27 protein-coding genes are annotated in these 25,831 nt (G+C 29.5%); 17 read left to right on the top strand and 10 right to left on the bottom strand.

Translation table 11 applies throughout. The annotated features are described in order from the left end of the window. Positions 1–7 precede the first annotated feature (7 nt). The 11 genes from ACTT9X_RS06330 to pnp all read left to right on the top strand — a co-directional run bounded on the left by ACTT9X_RS06330 (position 8) and on the right by pnp (position 12,554). Positions 8–421, top strand: a complete 414-nt coding sequence (locus tag ACTT9X_RS06330) for a Fur family transcriptional regulator (RefSeq protein ID WP_440934791.1) — start codon at positions 8–10, stop codon at positions 419–421. A 1-nt stretch (position 422) separates the two neighbouring features. After that, positions 423–1,751, top strand: coding sequence for a tRNA (N6-isopentenyl adenosine(37)-C2)-methylthiotransferase MiaB (miaB, locus tag ACTT9X_RS06325; RefSeq protein WP_440934790.1), 1,329 nt, complete (start codon positions 423–425; stop codon positions 1,749–1,751). Positions 1,752–1,754: 3 nt separating this feature from the next. Then, positions 1,755–2,750: a PhoH family protein gene (locus ACTT9X_RS06320; RefSeq protein WP_440934789.1), complete on the top strand. Its 996-nt coding sequence runs from the start codon at positions 1,755–1,757 to the stop codon at positions 2,748–2,750. Continuing rightward, positions 2,743–3,204, top strand: a complete 462-nt coding sequence (gene ybeY / locus ACTT9X_RS06315; protein WP_440934788.1) for an rRNA maturation RNase YbeY — start codon at positions 2,743–2,745, stop codon at positions 3,202–3,204. The genes ACTT9X_RS06320 and ybeY overlap by 8 nt, the downstream gene beginning before the upstream one ends. A 1-nt stretch (position 3,205) precedes the next feature. Next, positions 3,206–4,750 carry an apolipoprotein N-acyltransferase gene (gene lnt, locus ACTT9X_RS06310; protein WP_440934787.1) on the top strand — a complete coding sequence of 515 codons (1,545 nt, stop codon included), beginning with the start codon at positions 3,206–3,208 and terminating at the stop codon, positions 4,748–4,750. Continuing rightward, complete coding sequence (gene metK, locus ACTT9X_RS06305; protein ID WP_440934786.1) at positions 4,743–5,912, top strand: methionine adenosyltransferase; 1,170 nt, start codon at positions 4,743–4,745, stop codon at positions 5,910–5,912. Before lnt ends, metK begins: the two co-directional genes overlap by 8 nt. Before the next feature lie 99 nt (positions 5,913–6,011). Further along, positions 6,012–7,565: a transcription termination factor NusA gene (nusA, locus tag ACTT9X_RS06300; protein ID WP_440934785.1), complete on the top strand. Its 1,554-nt coding sequence runs from the start codon at positions 6,012–6,014 to the stop codon at positions 7,563–7,565. A 10-nt stretch (positions 7,566–7,575) separates the two neighbouring features. Continuing rightward, positions 7,576–9,795 (top strand): translation initiation factor IF-2, encoded by a 2,220-nt coding sequence (infB, locus tag ACTT9X_RS06295; RefSeq protein WP_440934784.1) that lies wholly within the window; start codon positions 7,576–7,578, stop codon positions 9,793–9,795. Next, a complete protein-coding gene (gene rbfA, locus ACTT9X_RS06290) occupies positions 9,795–10,163 on the top strand; it encodes a 30S ribosome-binding factor RbfA (RefSeq protein WP_440934783.1) in 369 nt (122 codons plus the stop codon). Before infB ends, rbfA begins: the two co-directional genes overlap by 1 nt. A 12-nt stretch (positions 10,164–10,175) precedes the next feature. After that, positions 10,176–10,424, top strand: coding sequence for a 30S ribosomal protein S15 (gene rpsO, locus ACTT9X_RS06285; protein ID WP_440934782.1), 249 nt, complete (start codon positions 10,176–10,178; stop codon positions 10,422–10,424). A gap of 57 nt (positions 10,425–10,481) precedes the next feature. Further along, the gene (gene pnp, locus ACTT9X_RS06280; protein ID WP_440934781.1) at positions 10,482–12,554 is read left to right on the top strand and encodes a polyribonucleotide nucleotidyltransferase; all 2,073 of its coding nucleotides are present in this window, start codon (positions 10,482–10,484) and stop codon (positions 12,552–12,554) included. Positions 12,555–12,604: 50 nt separating this feature from the next. On the opposite strand, the gene ACTT9X_RS06275 is transcribed toward pnp, so the two are convergent. The 4 genes from ACTT9X_RS06275 to fabA form a co-directional block, all read right to left on the bottom strand. Beyond that, positions 12,605–13,675, bottom strand: coding sequence for a hypothetical protein (locus ACTT9X_RS06275; RefSeq protein ID WP_440934780.1), 1,071 nt, complete (start codon positions 13,673–13,675; stop codon positions 12,605–12,607). A 63-nt stretch (positions 13,676–13,738) separates the two neighbouring features. Then, complete coding sequence (locus tag ACTT9X_RS06270; RefSeq protein WP_440934779.1) at positions 13,739–14,524, bottom strand: enoyl-ACP reductase FabI; 786 nt, start codon at positions 14,522–14,524, stop codon at positions 13,739–13,741. Positions 14,525–14,527: 3 nt separating this feature from the next. After that, on the bottom strand, positions 14,528–15,739 hold the full coding sequence (gene fabB, locus ACTT9X_RS06265) for a beta-ketoacyl-ACP synthase I (RefSeq protein WP_440934778.1): 1,212 nt from the start codon (positions 15,737–15,739) through the stop codon (positions 14,528–14,530). Then, the gene (gene fabA, locus ACTT9X_RS06260; protein WP_440934777.1) at positions 15,739–16,239 is read right to left on the bottom strand and encodes a bifunctional 3-hydroxydecanoyl-ACP dehydratase/trans-2-decenoyl-ACP isomerase; all 501 of its coding nucleotides are present in this window, start codon (positions 16,237–16,239) and stop codon (positions 15,739–15,741) included. Before fabA ends, fabB begins: the two co-directional genes overlap by 1 nt. 93 nt (positions 16,240–16,332) lie before the next feature. Between fabA and ACTT9X_RS06255 the strand changes: the two genes are divergently transcribed. From ACTT9X_RS06255 to ACTT9X_RS06240, 4 genes are all read left to right on the top strand, one after another. Further along, positions 16,333–16,770 (top strand): Fur family transcriptional regulator, encoded by a 438-nt coding sequence (locus tag ACTT9X_RS06255; RefSeq protein ID WP_440934776.1) that lies wholly within the window; start codon positions 16,333–16,335, stop codon positions 16,768–16,770. 96 nt (positions 16,771–16,866) lie between these two features. Further along, a complete protein-coding gene (locus ACTT9X_RS06250; RefSeq protein WP_075485664.1) occupies positions 16,867–17,283 on the top strand; it encodes a rubrerythrin family protein in 417 nt (138 codons plus the stop codon). 64 nt (positions 17,284–17,347) lie between these two features. Next, positions 17,348–18,679: a (Fe-S)-binding protein gene (locus ACTT9X_RS06245; protein WP_440934775.1), complete on the top strand. Its 1,332-nt coding sequence runs from the start codon at positions 17,348–17,350 to the stop codon at positions 18,677–18,679. A gap of 2 nt (positions 18,680–18,681) precedes the next feature. Next, a complete protein-coding gene (locus ACTT9X_RS06240; RefSeq protein WP_440934774.1) occupies positions 18,682–19,275 on the top strand; it encodes a DUF3501 family protein in 594 nt (197 codons plus the stop codon). Here the strand turns inward: ACTT9X_RS06240 and ACTT9X_RS06235 are convergent. From ACTT9X_RS06235 to ubiE, 6 genes are read right to left on the bottom strand one after another with little or no spacing between them, the layout of a single operon-like run. Next, positions 19,272–19,727 carry an SH3 domain-containing protein gene (locus tag ACTT9X_RS06235; protein ID WP_440934773.1) on the bottom strand — a complete coding sequence of 152 codons (456 nt, stop codon included), beginning with the start codon at positions 19,725–19,727 and terminating at the stop codon, positions 19,272–19,274. The two genes, ACTT9X_RS06240 and ACTT9X_RS06235, sit on opposite strands and share 4 nt — an antisense overlap. Continuing rightward, complete coding sequence (locus ACTT9X_RS06230) at positions 19,702–20,469, bottom strand: HesA/MoeB/ThiF family protein (RefSeq protein WP_440934772.1); 768 nt, start codon at positions 20,467–20,469, stop codon at positions 19,702–19,704. Before ACTT9X_RS06230 ends, ACTT9X_RS06235 begins: the two co-directional genes overlap by 26 nt. Next, a complete protein-coding gene (dut, locus tag ACTT9X_RS06225; protein ID WP_440934771.1) occupies positions 20,466–20,903 on the bottom strand; it encodes a dUTP diphosphatase in 438 nt (145 codons plus the stop codon). The genes ACTT9X_RS06230 and dut overlap by 4 nt, the downstream gene beginning before the upstream one ends. After that, positions 20,903–22,108, bottom strand: coding sequence for a bifunctional phosphopantothenoylcysteine decarboxylase/phosphopantothenate--cysteine ligase CoaBC (gene coaBC / locus ACTT9X_RS06220; protein ID WP_440934770.1), 1,206 nt, complete (start codon positions 22,106–22,108; stop codon positions 20,903–20,905). The genes dut and coaBC overlap by 1 nt, the downstream gene beginning before the upstream one ends. Positions 22,109–22,116: 8 nt before the next feature. Further along, positions 22,117–23,685: a 2-polyprenylphenol 6-hydroxylase gene (gene ubiB / locus ACTT9X_RS06215; protein WP_440934769.1), complete on the bottom strand. Its 1,569-nt coding sequence runs from the start codon at positions 23,683–23,685 to the stop codon at positions 22,117–22,119. After that, complete coding sequence (gene ubiE / locus ACTT9X_RS06210; RefSeq protein ID WP_440934768.1) at positions 23,685–24,389, bottom strand: bifunctional demethylmenaquinone methyltransferase/2-methoxy-6-polyprenyl-1,4-benzoquinol methylase UbiE; 705 nt, start codon at positions 24,387–24,389, stop codon at positions 23,685–23,687. Before ubiE ends, ubiB begins: the two co-directional genes overlap by 1 nt. Positions 24,390–24,418: 29 nt before the next feature. On the opposite strand from ubiE, the gene mutM reads away from it, so the two are divergent. Next, positions 24,419–25,282 carry a bifunctional DNA-formamidopyrimidine glycosylase/DNA-(apurinic or apyrimidinic site) lyase gene (gene mutM / locus ACTT9X_RS06205; RefSeq protein ID WP_440934767.1) on the top strand — a complete coding sequence of 288 codons (864 nt, stop codon included), beginning with the start codon at positions 24,419–24,421 and terminating at the stop codon, positions 25,280–25,282. A 50-nt stretch (positions 25,283–25,332) separates the two neighbouring features. Further along, positions 25,333–25,593: a 30S ribosomal protein S20 gene (gene rpsT / locus ACTT9X_RS06200; protein WP_440934766.1), complete on the top strand. Its 261-nt coding sequence runs from the start codon at positions 25,333–25,335 to the stop codon at positions 25,591–25,593. Positions 25,594–25,831: the final 238 nt, after the last annotated feature.

Below are 25,831 nucleotides of genomic sequence, written 5' to 3'. Positions count from 1 at the left end.
TTATTTTATGTCAGATACAATAGAGCAAAAATGTGTAGCAAAAGGAGTTAAATTAACTGATCAAAGAAGAGTTATTGCACAAGTAATGTCCGAGTCTTCTGACCATCCGGACGTAGATGAGCTTTATAATAGAGTGTCTAAAATTGATCCAAAAATAAGTATTGCAACTGTTTATAGAACAGTAAAATTATTTGAAGAGACAGGAATTTTAACAAAGCACGAGTTTAAAGGTGGAAAAGCTAGATATGAGGAATTAAATGAAGGTCATCATGACCATTTAATTGATGTGAAAACTGGCGAGATTATCGAATTTGTAGATGAAGAAATTGAAAAGCTTCAAAAAAAAGTTGCAGAGAAATATGGATATACTCTAGTGGACCATAAATTAGAATTATATGGGGTTAAGAAAAAATCCCAATAATATGAACCATAAAATATTTATTAAAACTTTTGGATGTCAAATGAATGAGTATGACTCAAATAGAATATATGATTCAGTTAAAAAAATTGGTTATGAAAAAACAGAAAAATATGAAGAAGCAAACTGTTATCTTTTAAATACATGCCATATTAGAGACAAAGCAAAAGAAAAAGTTTACTCCGAAATAGGTAGAGTAAAAAAAATTTTTAGATCTAAAAAAAAGCCATTGGTAATTATTGCAGGGTGTGTAGCTCAAGCAGAAAATCAGGAAATGCTTAAAAGAGAACCTTATATAGATTTGGTTATTGGTCCTCAAGCTTATCATAAAATTAATGATACAATTTTAAATTATACTGAAAAAAATAAAAAAATAGAAGAGACAGAGTTTGATGCAGTTTCTAAATTTAAATATTTAAGTAAAATAAAAAATGAAGCTGGAAAAGTTTCATCCTTCTTAACTATTCAGGAAGGGTGCGATAAGTTTTGTCATTTTTGTGTAGTCCCATATACAAGAGGACCAGAATATTCTCGTCCATTTAATCAAATTTTAGATGAAGCAAAATATTTAGCTGATAATGGCACAAGAGAAATAATTTTACTTGGTCAAAATGTAAATGCTTATGACAATGAGGGATACAGACTATCTGATTTGATTTTAAATATTGAAAAATTATCTGAAATTAAGAGAGTTAGATATACAACTTCTCACCCAAAAGATATGACAGAGGATTTGATTGAAGCGTATAAATCTTCTAAAAAGTTAATGCCACTTGTACATTTACCTGTTCAAAGTGGATCTAATAAAATTTTAGGATCAATGAATAGAAAACATAGCATTGAGGAATATTTAAGCACTTTTGATAAATTAAAAGAAATTAATCCAAATATAGAATTTTCAAGTGATTTTATTATAGGTTATCCTGGTGAAGAAGATCAGGATTTTAAGGATACCATCAGATTAATTGAAAGGATTAAATTTATAAACTCTTATTCATTTATCTTTAGTCCAAGACCTGGAACAGTGGCTGAAAATTTAGAATTAATTGAAAAAAAAATTTCTATTGAAAGATTAGAAAAAATTCAGACTATTTTATTCGAAAATCAAATACGAATGAATAAATCATTGGAGGGTAAAATTATTGATGTATTGGTTGAAAATTTAACTGAAGATAAAAGTAAAGCTTTTGGTAGATCTGAGTATATGACATCTGTAATATTTAATGGTAAAAAGAAAGATATTGGAAAAATAGTGCAAGTAAGAATTAAAGATAGTAATAGAAATACTTTATTCGGTGAAGCTACTACTAATTCAGACAAGAAGGTTGCATAGAATTTGACTGGAATAACAAAAAAAAATATCGATCAGTCTTTAAAATTTGTTTATTCAGATAACAATTATCTTAGTGTTATATTTCATGACAATAACTTGTTAATGGGTGTTGTTGGAGAATTTAATAAAAATTTACAAGAATTGGAAAGAATTACAAGTTGTAGTTTATATTCAAGGGGAAATTCAATTTTAATTAAATCAACACCTGAAAAAAATGAAAAGATTAAAAACGCTATTCAGTTTTTGGCCAATCAGTTTATTAATAATGGAAGTATAGAGAATAAAGATATAATTTCATCAGTTGATAACTTTATGATTAATGAAAAAGTAAAAAATAATAATATTACAGACATAATCAAAACTCCCAAGAAATCTATAATTCCTAGATCTGAAAAACAAAAAAGTTATGTGAGAGCTTTGAGGGAGAGTGATATTGTAATTTCAGCCGGACCAGCAGGAACAGGAAAAACTTTTTTGGCAGTTGCCGTAGGTTTAACAATGCTTTTAGAAAAAAAGATTGAGAGAATTATTCTTTCAAGACCCGCTGTAGAAGCAGGTGAGCGTCTAGGATTTTTACCTGGTGATATGAAGGAAAAAGTAGATCCTTATCTTAGACCTTTGTATGATTCTTTATATGATCTCTTTGACTTTGAAAAAATACAGAGAATGATTGAGATTGGAGATATAGAGATTGCACCTTTAGCTTTTATGAGAGGTAGAACTCTTAAAAATTCCTTTGCAATTTTAGACGAGGCACAAAATGCGACAGATACCCAAATTAAAATGTTTCTAACACGTATTGGAGAAAATTCAAAAATAGTAGTCAATGGAGATCCTTCTCAAATTGATTTACCAAATAAAAGTATGTCAGGATTAGTCCGATCAAAAAAGTTACTTGGACATTTAAAGGAAATATCCATAGTTGATTTTGATCACTCCGATGTAGTAAGACATCCACTTGTTTCAAAAATAGTTAAAGCATACTCAAATAATGATTAGTATTAATGTCTTCTCCGAGGAGAAGGCTTGGTCAAAAAGACTTAAAAATAAGGACATTTTTTTTAAAAAAATATGTAAAGCTTTTCCAAAAAAATACAAATTTTTGAATAAAAAAGTAACCTTAACACTATTACTTTCAAATAATCAGAATATTAAAAAATTAAATAAGGTTTTTAGAAAAAAAAATAAATCTACCGATATATTATCTTTTCCATTAGATAAAAAAATAAAAATTTCAAAAAATACTTATCTTGGAGACATTATCATTAGCTATAATTATCTAGATAAACCAAGATCACAAAATTTAAAATCTTTTAAAGAAAAAGTTACTAAATTATTCATACATGGTTTTCTTCATCTTTTAGGTTTTGATCATAAAAAAAATAAAGATTATTCCAAAATGTTAAAAGAGGAAAATCTATTATTTAAATCTGTACAATCAAAAATAAATTAAATTGAAAAATAAATTTTATATTGAATTAATTTATTTAATTTTATTAGGAGTGCTTACTTCCTTAAGTTTGCCTCCATTTAATTATGTTGTAATAAATTTTTTAACTTTTAGTTTATTCTATATATTTTTAATAAAAAAAATTGAGTTTTATAAAAATAAAAGAATATTTTTTCTTTATGGTTGGTTATTTGGCTTTGGTTATTTTGTAAGTAATTTATATTGGATCTCAATATCATTAACGTTTGATCAAAATTTTAAGTTTTTAATACCTTTTACAATAATATTAATACCTGGTTTCTTAGCCTTATTTTATGCTTTAGTTGCTTATCTATTTGTAGTTTTAAAACCAAATAATAATTTAAGCTCATTTTTTCTTTTTTCTTTAATATTTGGAATAGTAGAATTTGTGAGAGGATCAATACTCACTGGTTTCCCTTGGAATTTAATTGCTTATAGTTTCTCTAATCAAATCGAAATTTTAAACATTACATCAGTCATAGGCACATACAGCTTTAATCTTTTCTGTATTTCATTATTTACAAGCCCATCAATATTCATTTTAAGAAAGAATAAAAAAGATATTAGTATTTGTGTTGCATTTCTTATTACAACAATGTCATTTTATATACTTGGTTCACAAAATTTAGAAAAATTTAATAATCAAGAGTTAAAAAAACTTGATTATAAACTAAGAATTTTAAGTTCAAATATAAGCATAGATAGATTTTATAATAATATTGATCCAATAACTGCAATAGAAGAGCTAATTGAAATCAGCTCTCCTAAAAAAAATCAAAAAATAATTTTTATTTGGCCAGAAGGTATTATTCCAGGTATTTCACGAGAGCAACTAAAAGAATACAAATGGTTATTTGAAAATGAATTCAATGAAAATCATTTATTAGCAATTGGGATAAATAGCAAAGAAGATGAAAATAAAACTATTAAATATTTTAATTCATTATCTATTTTTGACTATGACCTTAATGTAATAAATTCATATAACAAAATTAATCTTGTTCCTTTTGGTGAATTTTTACCTCTTGAAAACTTGTTAAAAAGCATTGGTTTAAAAACAATTACTAATGACTATCAATCATATTCAAAAGGTGAACAAAGAAACATAATTAATCTGAAATATAATAATTTATCAGTTAAAATATTACCCCTTATTTGTTATGAGATAATTTATTCAGGTAAAATTTTCACAAATAGTAAGTTTGATTATATTGTAAATATTTCAGAAGATGGCTGGTTTGGTAAATCAATTGGACCAGAGCAACATTTAACTCATAGTATTTTTAGAGCGATAGAGAGTGGGAAATATGTTTTAAGGTCTGCAAATAATGGGACAACAGCAATTATTAATCCACTAGGAGTTATTGAGCAAAAAGTTGATATAAATAAATCAGGTTACATTGATTTAATTGAGTCAAGAAAAATTGAGACAACTCTATTTGCAAAATTTGGAAACAAAATTTTTGGATTTATAATTTTATTGTATATTTTTTTGATATTTTCATTTAAGAAACTTAGAAATGAGTAATTTAAAAAATTATCTTTTCACAAGCGAGTCTGTCTCAGAAGGTCATCCGGATAAAGTCTCTGATAGAATTTCAGATATGGTTGTTGATAGTTTTATTTCTGGAGATCCGTATTCTAGAGTTGCCTGCGAAACACTAACTACTACAAATAAAGTTGTTTTAGCTGGTGAAATAAGGGGACCAGAAATTAAAAAAGATGAATTAATTCAAAAAGTAAGGAATTGTATAAAAGATATTGGTTATGACCAAGAAGGATTTACCTGGAAAGAAGCCACAAAAATTGAAAGTCATTTACATTCCCAATCAGCTGATATTGCTATGGGAGTGGACTCATCAGGAAATAAAGATGAAGGAGCTGGAGATCAAGGTATCATGTTTGGATACGCATGTAATGAAACAGATGTTTTAATGCCAGCACCAATTCATTATTCTCATAAAATTTTAAGATTAATGGCGGAAGACAGAAAGTCAGGAAAGTTAAAAAATATTGAACCAGACTCAAAAAGCCAAGTAACATTTGAATATGTTGATGGAAAACCCTCAAAAGTCAAATCAGTGGTAATATCTTCACAACATTCAGCTGATGTTAATCAAGCACAAGTAAGAGATTTATTAAGACCTTATATGTTAAAATCCATTCCTGAGAATTTTCTTAATGGTTTCAATGAAGATGAGTTTTATGTAAATCCAACAGGTAATTTCGTGATTGGTGGTCCCGATGGAGATTGTGGTTTGACAGGTAGAAAAATTATTGTCGATACATATGGTGGTGCCGCACCTCATGGTGGTGGTGCTTTTTCAGGAAAAGATCCAACTAAAGTTGACAGATCGGCAGCTTACGCGGCAAGGTATATTGCTAAAAATGTTGTGGGTTCAAAAATTGCTGAAAAATGTTTAATTCAATTAGCTTATGCAATTGGTGTATCAAAACCACTTTCTATTTACGTTGATTTATTTGATAACGACATAGATAAAAATAAATTTGTTGTCGAAAAGATTAAAGAAAATTTTGATTTGAGCCCAAGAGGTATCAGAGAAATGTTAAATTTAAATAAACCAATATATGAAAAAACAGCCGCCTATGGTCATTTTGGTAGAGCGCCTGAAGAAAATGGTTCATTTTCATGGGAAAAAACTGATAAAACTAACATTTTTTCTAAATAGTTTCTGTTGAATTAAAAAAAAACTTTACTATATTGCAACTACATTATTGAATTTTACAAAATGGGCCTTAGCCCATTTTTTTTTGGAGCAAACAAAATTATGTTGAATAAAAGAGCAGACAAACTTGAATTATTAAGAATTGCTGAAGCTGTAGCTTTAGAAAAATCAATTGATAAAGAGCTAATTATAAGTTCCATGGAAACTGGTATTGCTAAAGCTGCAAAATCAAAATTTGGACAGGAAAATGAAATTAAAGTTTCTATCAATAGAGACAATGGAGATATTGAGCTTTTTAGAAAATTGATAATTGCTGAAAATCCTGAAAATGCAAATACAGAGATAAAATTGGAAGATGCAATCAATTTAAATGAATTAAACAAAGATAAGGCTATTGGTGACGAAGTATTACAGCCACTTCCTTCATTTGATTTTGGAAGAATAGCTGCACAAACTGCAAAGCAGGTAATTAGTTTTAATGTAAGAGAAGCTGAAAGAGAAAGGCAATTTAATGATTTTATTGATAAGAAAGACACTATTTTAAGTGGAATTGTAAAGAGATTAGAATTTGGAAATGTGATTGTTGATTTAGGAAGAACTGAAGCAATAATTCAAAAAAATGAATTAATACCTCGCGAAAATATTAAAGCAGGTGATCGAATAAAAGCTTATTGTTATGATGTTAGAAGAGAACCTAGAGGGCAACAAATATTTTTATCGAGAGCTCATCCTAAATTTATGGAAAAGCTTTTTGTTCAAGAAGTTCCCGAAATTTATGATGGACTAATAGAAATTAAATCCTCTTCAAGAGATCCTGGAAGTAGAGCTAAAATATGTGTTAAAGCAGTTGATACATCTTTAGATCCAGTAGGTGCCTGCGTAGGTATGAGAGGTTCAAGAGTGCAAGCAGTTGTAAATGAACTTCAAGGAGAGAAAATTGATATAGTTAATTGGTCAGAAGACCCTGCTATGCTGGTTTCAAATGCGTTATCCCCTGCTGAAGTACAAAGAGTAAACGTTGATAGTGAAAGAAAAAAGCTTGATGTAATTCTGACGGAAGAAAATTTAAGTAAAGCAATTGGAAGAAGAGGTCAAAATGTAAGACTTGCGACAAAACTCTTAAATTATGAAATTAATATAATGACAGATGCAGAAGACTCTGAACGAAGACAATTAGAATTTAAAGAAAAAACAGAGAACTTTGTAAAAAATTTAGAGTTAGATGAAACGTTGGGTCAGCTACTTGTTGCTGAAGGTTTTTCAACTATTGATGACATCAAAGATAGTTCAGCTGAAAATTTAATGAAGATAGAAGGTATAGAAGAAGACACCGCTAAAGCATTGATAGAAAGAGCTAAAGAGTTTCATGAAAAGGATCAAGAGGATATTTCTCAGAGAATTAAAGAATTAGGTCTGGAAGATGCCTTGATTAATTTAAAGGGATTAACACCAGGAATGTTAGTCACACTTGGTGAACAAAAAATTTTAAGTTTAGAAGATTTTGCAGACTTAGCATCAGATGAATTAACTGGTGGTTATGACGTTGTTAAAGGTGAGAGAGTGAAAATCCAAGGTTATCTGGAAGATTTTGCTTTATCTAAAGAAGAAGCGGATGAACTAATTATGTCTGCCAGAAACATTGTTTATAAAGATTGAGTGATGAGGTATGGAGAAAAAAACAAAATTAACAATTTCAGGCTCAGCCAAAAAATCAATCAAGAATATTGAGATTGCTAAATCTCAAGGAAAAAATTCTGTAGTAATTGAAAAACAAACTGGAAAATTCTCGAGTAGAGGAGGATCATTTAGATCTAATACGAATAAGCCAAGAACAACCTCAACTTTCAACAGAGGAACACCATTAAAACCTTCATTTAATCCTAAATCACCCCCTATAACAAATGATTTTGAAAAGAGAAAACTAGCTGAGCAAAGAGCCACTAAACGACTTAAAGGAGATAGTGAAAATAAAGATAAAAAGACTTTAAAAGCAGGAACAAAAAAGAGAGAGTTAAAGTTAACTGTATCAAGAGCACTAAGTGATGAGATTGATGCAAAACAAAGAAGTTTAGCATCAGTAAAAAGAGCAAGACAAAAAGAAATTAAAAATGCTACGAAAGATGATTCTCAAGAAAATTTAAAACCGATTAAAAGAGATGTTAATATTCCTGAAGCAATCACAGTAAGAGAACTTGCAAATAGAATGGCTGAACAATCAAGCAATGTAATTAAGCATTTATTTGGTATGGGTGTTACTGTGACTATCAATCAGACCTTAGCTGCAGATACTGCAGAATATTTAGTTAAAGAATTTGGTCACAATCCAATTAGGGAAGAGAAAGCAGAAGAAATAATTCAAAAAATAAAAGCTTCAAGAACAGAAAATTTAAAAAATCGACCACCAATAGTTACCGTTATGGGTCATGTGGATCATGGCAAAACATCAGTACTAGATGTGCTCAGAAGTGCGAACGTGGTTTCAGGAGAATTTGGTGGAATAACCCAACACATTGGAGCTTATCAAATTGAAAGTCAGGGTAATAAACTAACATTTATTGATACTCCAGGTCACGCTGCATTCACAGAAATGAGAGCAAGAGGATCAAAATTAACAGACGTGGTTGTTTTAGTAGTTGCTGCTGACGACGGAGTTAAACCTCAAACAGTCGAGTCTATCAAGCATGCTAAAGCCGCAAATGTTCCAATAGTTGTAGCAATAAATAAATGTGATTTACCAGAGGCAGATCCTCAGAAAATAAAAAATCAATTATTAGAGCATGAATTAATTGCTGAAGATTTATCTGGTGATACTTTAATGGTTGAGATTTCAACTAAAACAAAACAAAACTTAGATAAATTAGTAGAGTCAATAATATTACAAGCAGAGATTTTAGATCTTAAAACGGATTATGAAACTAAAGCTACAGGAATAGTTTTAGAGTCAAAAATTGATGTTGGCAGAGGTCCAGTTGCAAATATAATTGTAACAACTGGAACACTTAAGAGAGGTGATTTTTTTGTAAGTGGTTTAAAGTGGGGAAAAGTAAGAGCTATTATTAATGATAAAGGTAAAAATATTAATGAAGCATTACCCTCTACTCCTATTGAAATTTTAGGAATAAATGGTGCTGCCAAAGCTGGAGATGATTTTATTGTTCTTGATACAGAGAAAGAAGCTAAGACACTGAGTGAAAATAGAGCTCAAGAGAGTAAGGATGGAAAAAATCCATTAACTTTTGCAACTCAAGATTCTGCTTTTTCAGATAAATCTACTGAAGAACTAAATTTAATTATTAAATCTGATGTACATGGATCATCTGAAGCAATCAAAAATGCAATTAATCAAATCAAACATGATGAGGTTAAACCTAAAATAATTTTAGCAGATATTGGAATGGTAACAGAAACAGACGTTACATTAGCTAAAGCTTCAAATGCAGTATTAATAGCTTTCAATGTTAAACCAAGTAAAGAGGCAAAAAAACTTGCTGAAAATGAGAAGATAAAAATATCTTCTTACAATATTATTTATGAAGTTCTAGACTATATTAAACAAAGGATGTCAGGTTTGTTAGCACCAGATGTACAAGAAAAAATTACTGGTACTGCACAAATTTTAGAAATATTTAAAGTTTCAGGTGCAGGCAAAGTTGCTGGCTCAAAAGTAACTGAAGGAGAAATTAATAGTACTTCAGATATAAGAATTATTAGAGATGGTGCTATTATTTATACTGGAAAAGTTTCAACAATATTTAGAGAAAAAAACCAAGTTAAACAGGTAAGTGATGGTCAAGAATGTGGAATAACCGTTAAAGATTATATGGATTTCCAAAAAAATGACACAATAGAGGCATTTAGTGTTACATCTACAGAGAGGTCAATTTAATGGCAGATAGAATAGGAAAACCAGTGTCACAAAGACAGTTAAGAGTAGGTGAAATGATTAAGCAGTCTTTAAGCATGATTTTTATAAGGAATGAGGCTAAGGTGCCGAATTTAGAAACAAATACTATTACGGTTACTGAGGTTAGAATGAGTCCTGATTTAAAAATTGCTAAAGCATATGTTCTTCCATTGGGTGGAAAAAATGCTGAGGAAACAATTAATATTTTAAAGGAATACTCATTTTTAATTAGAAAAATTTTATCACAAAAAGTGGTTATGAAATTTTTACCAAAATTACTTTTTAGAAAAGACGAATCTTTTGAGTATGCGGAAAAAATAGAAAACTTAATAAAACAAACAAATAAATAGGAAGAAAGAGGCATGAGTAAAAAGGCACAAGAATTAGCAATACACGATAAAGACACTGGATCTTCAGAGATTCAAATCGCTTTGCTAACAGAGAAAATTGAAACTCTCTCTAAACATATTAAGCAATTCAAAAAAGATAAACATTCATCTGTTGGATTGTTGAGAGCGGTAAATAGAAGAAAGAAATTGTTAGAATACTTAAAGAAAAATAAAATGGATTCTTACAAAAATGTACTGTCGAAATTGAATTTAAGAAAATAGAAGTCAAGATAGATAGAACTGAATGGAACGAAACGAACGAAACGAAATGGAAATGAAATGTTTAAGGTATATAAGAAGGAAATTGAAGTAGCAGGAAAGAAGATAAGTTTAGAAACAGGTAAAGTAGCAAGACAGGCAGACGGTGCAATAATTGCAACATGTGGAGAGACAGTCGTACTAGCAACAGTGGTGGGAGCAAAAAAAGTAAATCCTGATATGGATTACTTTCCATTATCTGTAAATTACCAAGAAAAATATTATGCAGCTGGAAAAATTCCAGGTGGATATTTTAAAAGAGAAGCAAGACCAACTGAAAGTGAAACATTAATCTCTAGATTAATTGATAGACCAATCAGACCTTTGTTTCCTGATGAATTTAAAAATGAAGTACAGTTATTACCAACAGTAATTTCATATGATAAAGAAAATGAACCAGATATTTTATCTATTACTGCATCTTCAGCAGCATTAGCTATATCAGGAATGCCATTTATGGGTCCTGTAGGAGCATCAAGGGTTGGATTTATTGATGGAAAATATGTTTTAAACCCATCTAAAGCAGAGTTAGAAAAATCGAAATTAGATTTAGTTGTAGCAGGTACAAAAGATGCTGTGCTTATGGTTGAGTCTGAAGCAAGTGGTTTAACAGAGGAAGAAATGTTAAATGCAGTTAAATTTGGTCATGAGGGATTTGTTCCAGTAATTGAAATGATAGAGGAACTTGCAAAAGAATGCAGAAAACCTGAGTGGACAGTTGAGAAAAAAGATTTATCTGAGGTTAAGAAAAAACTTGAGGAAACTTTTACAGAAGATCTTAAAAAAGCTTTTGCTACAAGAGATAAACAAGACAGATCAAATCAAATTTCTGAAATCACTGATAAAGCTAAAAAACTTTATGAGGAAGATGAAAACTACACAGATCTTGATGTTAACAGTCAGTTAAAAAATCTTGAAAAATTAATTGTTAGAACTGATATTCTAAAAAATAAAAATAGAATTGATGGTAGAGGATTGTCAGATGTAAGACCAATTTCGTGTGAAGTGGGTGTTTTACCAAGAGCCCACGGTTCTGCATTATTTACTAGGGGGGAAACACAAGCAATTGTTGTAGCAACTTTAGGAACATCTGATGACGAGCAAAGAATTGAAAGTTTAGATGGATTACAAAGAGAGCGATTTATGCTTCACTACAATTTTCCTCCTTTTTCAGTTGGAGAAACTGGAAGAATTGGAACAGGTAGAAGAGAAATTGGTCATGGTAAATTAGCTTGGAGAGCAATTAACTCTTCATTACCTACAAAAGAGGCGTTTCCATATACTTTTAGAGTAGTTTCAGAGATTACAGAATCTAATGGATCTTCTTCAATGGCTACTGTTTGCGGAACATCTTTAGCATTAATGGATGCAGGGGTTCCAATTAAAGAGCCAGTTGCTGGTATTGCAATGGGATTAATTAAAGAAGGTGATGATTTTAGTGTCTTATCAGACATTTTAGGTGATGAAGATCACTTGGGTGACATGGACTTTAAAGTTGCTGGAACTAAAGATGGAATTACTTCTCTTCAAATGGATATCAAAATTACAGGTATTACATTTGAAATTATGGAGCAGGCGTTAAGCCAAGCTAAAGATGGAAGAGTTCATATCTTAGGTGAAATGAATAAAGCATTATCAGCTTCAAGAGAAGATGTTGGAAAACACACTCCAAAAATGGAACAAGTTAATGTTGATAAAAAAGACATTGCGGCTGTAATTGGAAAAGGTGGAGCAACAATCAGAGAGATTGTTGAAAAGTCAGGTGCTAAAGTAGATGTAAATGATGAAGGCGTAGTAACAGTTGCTGCTCCTGATGAGGAATCTAGAAACATCGCAATGCAAATGATTAAAGACATCACTGCAAAAGCTGAATTAAACAAAATTTATTCAGGTAAAGTAATGAAGATTATGGAGTTTGGTGCATTTGTTAATTTCTTAGGAAAACAAGATGGACTAGTTCATATCTCAGAACTTGCAGACAAAAGAGTTGCTAAAGTTACTGACGTTGTCAAAGAAGGTGACGAAGTAAAAGTTAAAGTGATTGGTTTTGACAGAGGTAAAGTAAAACTTTCTATTAAACAAGTCTCTGAATAATTAATTAAATATAAAATTTGATCCCCTTAAATAAAGTTTAGGGGGATTAATTATAAAATTTTATAAAAATTAATATAAACTTTATTTCTAATATAAAAGTAGTTTTTTTGTAAAAAGAAAAAAGAAATCATTATATAATCAATTATATTTAAGGATCTTCTTTCTTGTTTTTTATTTAAAAGAATTTCTTTAAAAATTTTAATAGTTTTTTTTTCTGATAAATCATTCTTAAGATTACCAGAATTATATTTTTTATTCTTGTTAAAATTTATTATTTTTGTATTTAAATCTCTATACGAGTAGTATGGAATAATATTATTTTTGCAGATTTCAAAATGCGCTCTTTGTCTACAATAACCATATGTTAGTATAGGTTTATTTTTTATTGCAAATTCAGCACAAGATAAGCCAAAACTTTCTCCTAAAGATCTTGCATGTAACATTGCATCACAAGTATTTATAAATTTAACTTTTTGAGTTTGATTAAATGTGCCCTTTAAAAATATAACTTTTTTGTGATTAAAAAATTTTTTAATATTCATAAATAAAAAATAGATATTCTTATTTTGTTGAACTACTTTTTTAATTGCATCTCTTACAAAAATTAGATCAAAACTTGTTTCTCCTCCATGATAACCAAATACTTTTGCATTCCTAGGTATCTTCAATTTATTTCTTAAATTTTGATTATTTTCTAAAAGTTGAACTGGTAAAGGGGCAAATGGAAATTTATTATTAGAGCATGTCATAGATAGCCATTTTGATATGAATGCATAGTTAGATCCATGATATTGAAAAGGATTTTGAGGAAATACCGCATGAATAATATTTTTAGAATTATTCACCAATTCATCTTTAGCACCATCTCTCTGGAAATAGATATAATCTAATTTTAAATTTTTATTTATTTTTTCTAACTCATTGAGGTTAGAGACTTTAATTGTTTTAAATTTTTTTTTAAATTCTTTTATTGCCTCTGGTTTATTATCTAGAGCAGTTGAGTTATAAAATATAATTGATTTATTTTTTAATACAGTTTGATTATTTTTAGCATAAATGAAAATAGAATTCGCTATTCCTCTGAAGTTTAATTCTCGAAGATAAAAACCGACTTTCAACATAACTTTTAGATATTGTATTTTTAAGCTAATTCAAAAAAATTTTAACTAAATTTAACTATATTTTTAAGAGATGTTTTTAGGATCTGGCATCCCAACCTTGTTATATCCTGCATCTACATAGTGAATTTCACCAGTAACACCGTTTGCTAGGTCACTTAAAAGATATAACGCAGAATTTCCAACATCATGGATATCTACATTTCTTCTTAAGAAAGAATGGTCTTCATTCCATTTGTATAGGAATTTTGCATCCCCAATTGCGGATGCAGCCAAGGTTTTTATAGGTCCAGCACTTATTGCATTTACTCTCATGCCTTTAGCCCCTAAATCTCGAGCTAAATATTTTACACTGGCCTCAAGAGCAGATTTGCAAACACCCATAACATTATAATTTGGAATGGCTTTAGTTGATTCGTAAGTTAAAGTTAAAAGGTTACCACCTTGCTTCATTACTTTTGAAGCTTCTTTTGCCACTTCAGTGAATGAAAAGCATGAGATTAACATACTTCTTAAAAAGTTTTCTCTAGTTGTATTTAAATATTCACCTGATAACTCTGATTTATCTGAAAAAGCAACTGCATGAACTACAAAATCAATTTCACCCCATTGAGATTTGATATCTTCAAATAATTTTACTATTTCTTCTTTTTTTTCAACGTCACAACTAAACGTGATATTTGAATTTAATTTTTCTGCCAAAGGGACTACTCTTTTTTTAAGAGCATCACCTAAATATGTAAATGCTAGTTCAGCTCCTGCTTCAGCAAGTTTTTGAGATATACCCCAGGCAATAGATCTTTCATTAGCTACACCCATGATTAATCCTTTTTTACCTTGCATTAAACTCATGAATTAAACCTTTTCAAAAATTAAAGCTGCATTAGTTCCGCCAAAACCAAAGCTATTTGACATTACTGTATTTAAAGTTGATCCTGTTTCAGTTGTTGAAACTATAGGAAATTTTTTAGCATCATCATCCATCTCAGTAATATTTGCAGAACCTGTAATGAAATTATTTTTCATCATTATCAAACAATAAATTGCTTCATGAACTGAAGCAGCACCCAATGGGTGGCCTGATAAAGATTTAGTTGAACTTATTTTTGGAATATCATCCCCAAATGTTTCTTTAATAGCATTAAGCTCAGTTATATCTCCAACTGGTGTTGATGTTCCATGAGTATTTATATAATCAATTTTATTTTTTGTAGTTGCCATTGCCATTTTCATACATCTAACAGCACCTTCACCTGATGGAGCTACCATATCATATCCATCTGAAGTTGCTCCATAACCAGTTAATTCTGCGTATATTTTAGCACCTCTCGCTTTAGCATGTTCGTACTCTTCTAGCACTAAAACACCTGCTCCACCAGCAATTACAAATCCATCTCTAGTTTTATCATAAGCTCTAGATGCAGATTGTGGAGTATCATTATATTTTGAAGATAAAGCAGTCATGGCATCAAACATTGCTGTCATTGCCCAATGAATTTCTTCACTACCACCTGCAAAAACAACATCCTGTTTACCCATTTGAATTAATTCCATAGAATTTCCTATGCAATGTCCGCTAGTTGCACATGCAGAACTCATTGTGTAGTTAGTTCCTTTAATTTTAAATGGTACGGCAAGTGTTGCAGAAGCAGTACTGGCCATAGTTCTTGGAACAATAAAAGGCCCCATTAATTTTGGTGTCTTTGCTCGAGTTTTATCTGCAGCTAAAATTACATTCTCTATAGAAGGTCCACCTGAGCCCATCACAATTCCAGTTTTAAAATTACTTACTTCATTTTCCTCTAATCCAGAGTCTTCAATAGCTTCTTTCATTGCAATATAATTATAAGCCGAGCCTGAACCCATAAATCTAATTGTTTTTCTATCTACGTGATCTTCAAGTTTAATATTTGGTTTACCATGAACATGACTTTTTAAATTATGCTCTTTGTATTCTTCTGCAAAAGAAATTCCAGATTTGGAATTTAATAAAGATTGATGAACTTCTTCTTGATTATTTCCTAAGCAAGAAACTACTCCTAAACCTGTAATAACCACTCTTCTCATTATTTAAATAACCCTACTTTTAAACTTTCTGCTGAATATATTTTTTTATTATCTGCAAGAACAATTCCATTTGCAAGCCCTACAGTTGTTCCACCAGGAGACATAATTTTCTTCATATCAATTTCATATCTTACATTTTTCACATTCTGTAAAACTTCACCTGTAAACTTTACAGTACCCACACCTAATGCTCTTCCTTTTCCAGGATTTCCAAGCCAACCTAGAAAAAACCCTACCAGTTGCCACATAGCATCTAAACCTAAGCACCCCGGCATAACGGGATCTTTTTTAAAATGACAATCAAAAAACCAAAGATCATCTTTAATGTCTAATTCAGCTTTTAATGAGCCTTTATTAAACGCACCATTATTTTCATTGATTTCTGTTATTCTGTCAAACATAAGCATTGGTGGAAGTGGTAATTTAGCATTACCAGGGCCAAAAAGATCACCATTTCCACAAGTAATTAGATCATCATAGGAGTATGAGTTTTTTTTCATAATTTTGAGCACCCTTAATACTTGATTTAATCCTAATATAATATAATAAAACAATATATTTTTATTCTTACTTTAGAATTATTATAAAAAACAATGCCAAAAACCTTTAATTTTATTGAAAAATTAAGAGAAGTGGGACTTAGACCTACCAAGCAAAGAGTGAATATGTGCGAAGTTTTGTTTAATAGAGAAAAAACTTTCCATTTCACAATTAACGATTTGGTTAAAATGATATCTGAGAAAATGAATCAAAAGATATCTTTAGCTACAGTTTATAACACCGTTCACGCACTTGAGAGAAAAGGATATTTAAAAGAAATTTCAATCGATAGTCACAAAAGTTATTTTGACACAAACACATCAGTACATCATCATTTTTTTGATGAAGACACAAATGTGCTAATCGATTGTGATGAGAATGATATAGATCCAGTAAATATTAAGAAAAATATTACAGGGAAAAAAATAAATTCAGTGGAAGTTTTGATTAAGGTTGCGAGTGATAATCAAAATCAAAAAAAATTTAAATAAATCATACACTTAAAAACTACATTATAACAATTCTAAACTGTTGACATACTATTAAGATGCATTATATGATCTGTATATCATTAAAAAGGAGAAAAAATGTCTTTAAAAGGAAGTAAAACAGAAGAAAATTTAAAAGAAGCTTTTGCTGGTGAAAGTCAAGCGAACAGAAGATATCTTTATTTTGCACAAAAAGCTGACATAGAAGGTTACAATGATGTGGCTGCAGTTTTTAGATCAACAGCCGAAGGTGAGACTGGTCACGCACATGGTCATTTGGAGTATCTAGAGGAAGTTGGTGATCCGGGAACTGGTATGCCTATTGGCGAGACAAAAGCTAACCTGGCTTCTGCTGTACAAGGTGAAACGCATGAATACACTGATATGTACCCAGGTATGGCTAAAACTGCAAGAGAAGAAGGTTTTGAAGAAATTGCTGACTGGTTTGAAACTTTAGCTAAAGCTGAAAAATCACACGCTGGTAAATTTCAAAAAACTTTAGAATCTATTAGCTAATCAAATTTTTTAGTGGGCGTTTGTGGCCCACTAAAAACAATTCAAATTTAAAATAACTAATTACATGAGTAAAGAAGGAAGTTTAGGTGCACCTATAAGACACCCTATAGATTTTGAGCATCCTGATTTTTTAAATGCTGAAAAATTAGATGCTGAAATGAGAAGAGTGTTTGATATTTGTCATGGATGTCGAAGATGTTTTAATCTCTGTGACTCATTTCCAAAACTATTTGACATGATTGATGAGTCTAAAAATGAGGATGTTGAAAGCTTATCTAGTGACCAATTTGCTCCTGTTGTTGATGCATGTACTTTGTGTGATATGTGTTTTATGACTAAATGCCCATATGTTCCACCTCATGATTTTGATCTAGATTTTCCACATTTAATGCTGCGATATAGATCAGCTCAAAAAAAATTAGGTAAATTACCAAGTGTACCAACACAACTAGCTCAAATAGACCGAAATGCTAAAATTGGTGTATTTTTCTCAAAAATAGTAAATTGGGCATCAAATATTAAAAATAAATTAATAAGAAAAATCTTAGAACTTATTGCTGGAATAGATAAAAGAGTACAGCTGCCAAAATATAACTCAGAAACTTTTTCAAGTTTTTTCAAAAAAAATAGAGATAAAATAAATTATCAAACAACTTCTAAAGATAGAAAGGTTGTAATCTATTCAACCTGTTTTGTAAATTTTAATAAAAAAAACACAGGTGTTGCTGCTTTAAAAGTTTTGAAAAAAAATGGTGTAGAGGTCCAGGAGGCTTATCCTGGTTGTTGTGGAATGCCATTTTTAGAGCAAGCAGATCTTCCAAAAGTTGTTGAACAAGCAAAGAAAGTCTCTAAGGATTTAATCGAATGGATTGATAAAGGTTATAAAGTATTAACCCTTACAGCGAGTTGTGGATTGATGTTAAAATTTGAATGGCCTTTGTTATTACCAAACGATGAAAAAATAAAAAAATTATCTTCCAATGTTATGGATATTGATGAGTATGTGGTTGATATAGCAAACAATGAGGGATTAGCAGAAGGATTAAATGAGATTGATGGAGGAGTAACAGTACATCATGCTTGTCATGCCAGAGCACAGAACATGGGTATCAAAGCAAGAGATATGCTAAAATTAATACCAAACGTTAAAATCGATGTTGTTGAAAGATGTGCGGGTCATGGAGGAACTTTTGGAGTAATGAAAGAAACGCATAATTTAGCAAATAAAGTTGGAAGACCAACAGCTAGACAAATTAAAACTAAAAATAATAAGTATATGGCTTCGGATTGTCCTCTAGCTGGTAAACATTTAAAACAGTTAGAAGTTGATACTAATATATCTAATGATGAGGCACTACATCCTATCGAACTAATGGCAAAAAGTTATAACTTATGATTATGTCTAAAGAAAAAAGAGTAATCGAAAAAAAAGACATCATGCCCCTGGATGTTTATACAGGGAAGAGACGTGAACTAAGAAAAAATATTGTTGATTATAAAAAAAATAGAAGAGTTGCTTTGGGTCCTTATGCTACTTTTTATTTTGAAAGTTATGAAACAATGTTAGCTCAGGTTCAAGAAATGCTATACATTGAAAAAGGTGGTGATGAACAACTTCAGGATGAGCTTTCTGCATATAATCCTCTAATACCTAACGGAAAAGAGCTTACAGCAACTCTGATGTTCGAAATAGATAATCCTATTTCAAGAGCGGCGTTTCTTGGAAAAGTTGGTGGAATAGAGGAAACAGTATTTATGAAAATAAATGGTGAAAAAATTAAAGCGGTTCCAGAGGAAGATGTAGATAGAACTTCTACTGAAGGAAAAGCTTCTTCAGTACAGTTTATTCATTTTAATTTTACTGATGATCAAATAGAAAAATTTAAATCTAGTAGTTCAGAAATTGAGCTTGGTATAGACCACAAAGAATATTCTCATAGCACAAAATTATCTAAAGAAAATATAGTCTCCTTATCTGATGATTTTAGTTAATTTAGTCCCCAAATATTATCTGTTTTAATCCAACCTTCAAACTCTTCTGATGTAATTCTGCACCAATTTTGTTCACATTTTTCTATAATTAATAATCTGCCTTCTTTTATTTGAGCAACTGGTTTAGCAAAAGATGTAGGTTTCTTGAATAAAACTTTATCTTTCGTGGCTATTACTGAATTACTTTTTTTTAATTGTGAAATATGTATCCATCCGCTGTTATTTTTAAAATCAATAATTCGTCTAAAATTTTCTTTCTTATCAATTTGTTTTAAGGGTAAATTTATTTTTTTATAAACATACTTAATATCAGACTCAAAACTTGGTCCATAACGCACGTTCACCTTATTTTTTTTAAGGGAAACAAATATTTCTCCTGCATTACTTGAGGTAATAAATAATATTAAAAGAGAGAATATAAAAATATTATTTATTAAATTTTTTATTTTCACTTTTTTTTGTTTTATTTAATTTAACTTTTCTAAAGCTTAAATTTAATAAATCTATAATAAGAATAAATCCATTTAAATTTTGGCCAACTTTTAATATTTTTTTCAAAACTTCATTAGCTAGCATTGTCCCAATTGTTCCTGCTACCGGTCCCAATATTCCTTCATATTCACAGTTTAATATTTCATCAGTAATAACTTCCTCTTGGTAGAAGTCTCGCAAAGAAGGAGTATCTTTATCTACAAAATCAAAAGTAAAAATATGACCATCAAATTTACTAATTGCTCCAGTTACAAGATATTTTTTATATTTCAAACTTAAATCATTAATTAAAAATTTACTTTCAAAATTGTCAGTACCATCAATAATGAAGTCATAATTTTTTATTATTTTTTCAAATTTTACTCTATCCATTTTAAAGTTATAAAGATTTATTTTTGTTTTTGGGTTTGTTCTATTTAGTTTTTTTTTGGCAATTTTAACTTTTGAGTGATTTAAATCTTTTTCATCATATAAACTTTGTCTATGAATATTAGATAGGCTAACGATGTCATGATCAGCAATTCCTAATTTTCCAATACCAGATCGGGTTAAAAAATCAGCTGCTGGACATCCTAGACCACCCATTCCAATTATTAAAACCTTTGAGTCTAGAATTTTTTTTTGTCCTAATGGACCTATATTTTTTAAAATTATTTGTCTAGAAAATTTATCTATTTCTTTTTTGCTTAAATTTTTGCTCATTTTCCAGTAGAGCCAAAACCACCCTCTCCTCTAATTGTTTCTGGTAGATCATCAGTTTCCTCAAGATCCATTTTAATTACAGGAGTTAAAATCATTTGCGCTATTCTATCTTTATTATTTATCAAGAAATTATTTTTCCCGTGATTAAAAAGAATTACTTTAATTTCTCCTCTGTAATCACTATCAATAGTTCCAGGTGTATTTAATACACTTATACTGTTTTTTGCAGCTAAACCAGATCTTGGTCTGATTTGGATTTCGAAATCACTAGAAAATGCTACTGTAAGCCCAGTTGGAACTAAACAGGAAGAGTTTGGTTTGAGATTAATGGGTTCTTTTATAAATGCCATTATATCCATTCCTGATGCACCTTCTGTTTTGTAAGCAGGTAATTCAACTGTAGGGTCTAACTTTTTGATAAGAACTTTTGCCATTAATTTAATTGATCAATTATTCTATCAACTATTTCATCAGAAATTCCAGATTTTTTTTTGTAAGAAAGTTTTTCTTTTTTAACGTCTCTGTTTTTATAATGAATTGTTACCTCATTATAATCAGAATTAAATCCTATATCTTTATTTGATACATCATTAGAAATTATCCAGTCACAATTTTTCTTATTTAATTTTACTTCTGCATTTTTATCGATCTCATTGGTTTCTGCTGCAAATCCTATTACAAGTTTAGGTCTCATAGAGTTATGGTTAGACACATAATGAAGTATATCTACATTCTTTTCTAAATTTAAGTTTAAGTTCTCTTGTTTTTTAATTTTATTTTCATACTTTTTGTTAATCTTAAAATCAGCTACCGCAGCAGAAAAAATTGCTACATCAACAGGTAAATTTTCTTGAGTAGCAACTAACATTTCATCTGCTGTTTCAACTCTTATAAGATTAATATCTTTAGTTATTTCAAGATTAGTTGGACCTGATATTAATGTTGTATCAAAACCTTTTTTGGATAATGATTTTGCTAATTCATATCCTTGTTTGCCACTTGATTTATTTGTAATAAAACGAACTGGATCTATGTACTCATTAGTCGGACCTGCTGTAACTAATGCTCTAAATTTTTTATTATTTTTTTGAGTTAAGAAATATTTATCAATTTCTTCAGCAATTACTGATGGGTCTGACATTTTACCCTCTCCATATTCACCACAAGCCATATCACCAACATCTGGACCTATTAGTTTATATCCAAACCCTTTTAATTTTTTTATATTTGTTTTAGTAGTTGGATGCTCCCACATTCTTACATTCATTGCTGGTGCTAAAATAATGTCTTTATCTGATGCCAAAACAACAGTGGATGCTAAATCATTAGTTGTTCCTTGAGCCAGTTTCGAAATTGTATTTGCCGTTGCAGGTGCAATTACTATTATATCTGCCCATCTTGAAAGTGAAATATGATCCATTTCAGCTTCATTTTCTAGACTAAATAAATCACTATAAACTTTACCTTGAGAAAGTGATGTTATTGAAAGCGGAGTTACAAACTCTCTTGCACTTGTTGTAAGAATTGTTTTTATTTCTGCACCATTCTTTTTAAAAAGTCTAATTGTTTCAAGACTTTTATAAGCGGATATTCCTCCACAGATAATAAATAGTATTTTTTTATTTAACAAATTTTCCATTTGCAGAATTAAAATACTATAAGGCCAAAAATTACAAGAAGTAATAAACCAATAATAGATTGATTTCTAAATGCTATCATTTCTGATTTTTTATCATTCAGAGCGGTGTAAGAATTTGAATTTTGTGGAATTTGACCACTAGCTAAAAACGTTAATGCTTGATTTGCTTTATCCATAATCTCAGGAAATTCTGGTAAACGTTTAATTACTTCAGATGTATTTTTTAAAGTTTCATTTAAATTATTAATTGGATCTTTGGTTTCTTTAAGCCAATTTTCTAGTACAGGCTTTGACGTTGTCCAAATATTTGTGTTTGGATTTAATTTTCTTGCCACACCTTCAACAACAACCATAGTTTTTTGCAACATTAATAATTGAGGTTGAGTTTGCATATTAAACTTTTCTGTTACATCAAACAATTGTTTGAGTAATTTACCTCCTGAAATATCTTTTACTTCTTGACCAAATATAGGTTCACCAATAGACCTCAAAGCTTGAGCTAGATCATCGATTGGTACTTCTTTAGGAACTAATCCAGCAACCAAGTGAACTTCAGCTACTTTGCGATAATCTCTTTGAATAAATCCAAATAAAATTTCTGCTAAAAACCTTTTACTAAGTTTATCTAATCTACCCATAATCCCAAAATCTATAGGAACAATCTGTCCACTATTATCAACAAAAATATTTCCTTGATGCATGTCTGCATGAAAAAAACCATCTCTTACAGCATGTCTCAAAAAATGTTGGATAATATCTTCAGCTATTTTATTAGTATCTAAATTTCTTTTCTTAAGCTCCTCAGCTTCTCTTATTGAAATTCCATCTATCCAATCCAAAGTCATTACATTTTCACTAGTAAAATTCCAATAAATCTCAGGAACTTTAAATCCAGCATCATTTTTTGTATTTTCTGCATATTCATTTGCTGCAGCAGCTTCGAATCTTAAATCCATTTCAAGATTAGTTATCTCTTTAAGTAAAAAAACAACTTCAACAAGTTTTAATCTTTTTGTTTTTTTTACAAATGACTCAATAATAAATGCAAATAACATCATCGCATCTATTTCTTCATTGAATATTTTTTTTATATTTGGTCTTAAAATTTTTATTGCTACATCTTTAATAGTTCCATTGTCATTTATTTTTGCCTTATGAACTTGTGCAATCGAAGCAGCAGCGACTGGTTGACTTAAATCTATTATAGAATTAAACGCATCGATACCGAGATCTTCTTTAATAATTTCTTTTGCTTCATGAATTGAAAAAGGGGGCAATCGATCTTGAAGTTTTTCTAGCTTTAAAGATAATTCTTCTCCAATTATATCAGGTCTAGTAGCAAGAAATTGTCCAAGTTTGATGAAAGTTGTACCCATAGACTCTAATGACCTAGATAGTCTTTCTCCATCATCTTCAATTAAATTATTTTGTTCCTTTTTTTTTAATGAAATAGATAAAATTTGGAACAATATTGTTATAGCTAAAGGAGGTTTTTTAAATTTTGATGCAATTTTTAAAATATCTGATTTTGCAATTTTTCTTCCCAATTTAAATAAAGTAATAAGTTTTTTAATCATCAAATTTTCCAACCACTATGAATTGAAACAATACCACCAGAAAGATTTCTATAAGAACATTTATGAAAATTATTTTTTTCCATCAACTCTATTAATTCATCTTGATTAATAAATTGTTCAATACTTTTGATTAAATATTCGTAAGGTTCTTTTTCTCCAACTACAAACTGACCAATAATAGGAATGAGTTTTGAATAATTTTTATATACAAAATCAAGATTTGAGTTTTGAATCTTAGAAAATTCTAGACATAGATAGCGTCCGCCAGGCTTTAAAACTCTATAGGCTTCTGAAAGTGCTTTATTTAAATTTTTTGTATTTCTTAGCCCAAAGCTAATAGTGTAATAATCAAATGAATTGTCTGCTATTGGCAATTTCTCTGCTGGAGAAATAACCCATTTTACATTTTTGTAATTAGTTAATTTTTGCTTTCCTTGACTAACCATTCCCTTATTAGGGTCTACACAAGTAATTTCTGCTTCTTTATTTGTGTTATCTAAAAATAACTTTCCAACATCCCCCGTCCCACATGCAACATCTATTAATTTTCTACTAACTCTCGGATTCATCATATTGATTAAACTTTTTTTCCAATACCTATGAACCCCCATAGACATAAAGTCATTCATCAAGTCATATTTGTTGTAGACCTGATTAAATACATTTTCTACAAGTCCTTTTTTATTTTGAAGATTTTGTTGCATAAAAAAATATATATTGAATATAGTATCAAATGCCAGAATTACCAGAAGTAGAAATTGTAAGACAATCCCTTCATAAAAAGATCAAAAAAAAAAGCATAAAAAAAGTAATAATTAGAAATAGGAATTTAAGGTTTAAAATACCAAGTTATTTTGAAAGTTTTCTTAAAAATAAAAAAATAATTGAAGTTAATAGATTTTCTAAATATTTGATTATCCATTTTCAAAATGAAAATTATTGTATAATTCATTTAGGAATGTCAGGAACTATTCATATTCTTGATAACAAAAAGCCTCAAAAATTTACGAATACTAGTTTTTATCATTCACCTTTTTTACCTAAAAAACATAACCACGCAGAGTTTGTATTTGATAGCTTGAAAGTAATTTATAATGATCCAAGACGTTTTGGATTTTTCGAAATAATCAAAAATCATCAAGATTTAAAAAAAAGATTTAAATTAATGGGACCCGAACCTTTTAGCGATAAATTTAACTTAAATTATTTAGTTAATTATTTTAAGAATAAAAATAAGGATATAAAAAGTTTCTTACTTGACCAGAGATTTGTGTCTGGGATAGGTAATATTTATGCAAGCGAAATTCTTTTTGCTAGTAAAATAAATCCATTTAAAAAGGCAAAAAGACTTAATAAAAATGAATGTTTAAATATTATTTTAAATTCTAAGAAAATACTTCAACAGGCGATTAATAAGGGAGGTTCAAGCATAAGAGATTTTAAAGATATCTTAGGTAATAAAGGTAATTTTCAAAAGGAGTTTAAAGTTTATCAGCAAGACGGAGCTAATTGTAAGCGCACGAAGTGCAAAGGTATTATAAAAAAAAAAATAACTTCAAATAGATCAACCTTTTTTTGTGTTTCCTGTCAAAAATAGTTAAATATTTAGTTGACCACTATAAATTCTCAAGCTATACCCCTGCGCAGATGGCAAACACAAAATCAGCAATTAAGAGGATTAGAAGAATTTCTAAACAAACAGCGGTAAATAAAGCTAGAAAGAGTAGGTTTAGAAACGCTCTTAAGAAAATAAACCTTCTAATTGATAGTAAGAAGAAAGATGAAGCTCTAAAATTTTTACCAAAGTTAAACTCTGAGTTGATGAAAATTGCTAAAACAGGAATAATAAAAAAACAAAATGCCTCTAGAAACGTTTCTAGAATTACCAAAAAAATAGCTGCAATCTAAACGTTAGTTTAAATTTTCAAACAACTTCTGATATCCACAGTATATATTTAAGTTTTGTATTAAGTTACTATATTTAGATTTAGTAAATATTTGGATTATCGTCATTCAATCTATATTTGATTTAATTTTAATTCAATCAATTTATCGATTCAATCTATATTTGATTCAATTTTAAATTTTAATTTTAAATTTAAAATAAAATTTATCTGCAAAATTATAAATCACAATCCTAGATTTT

It is taken from the genome of Candidatus Pelagibacter sp., from assembly GCF_052049855.1.
Lineage (GTDB): Bacteria > Pseudomonadota > Alphaproteobacteria > Pelagibacterales > Pelagibacteraceae > Pelagibacter.
Note: the sequence above shows the minus strand (reverse complement) of the source record. Positions and strands in the feature narration are given on the sequence as shown.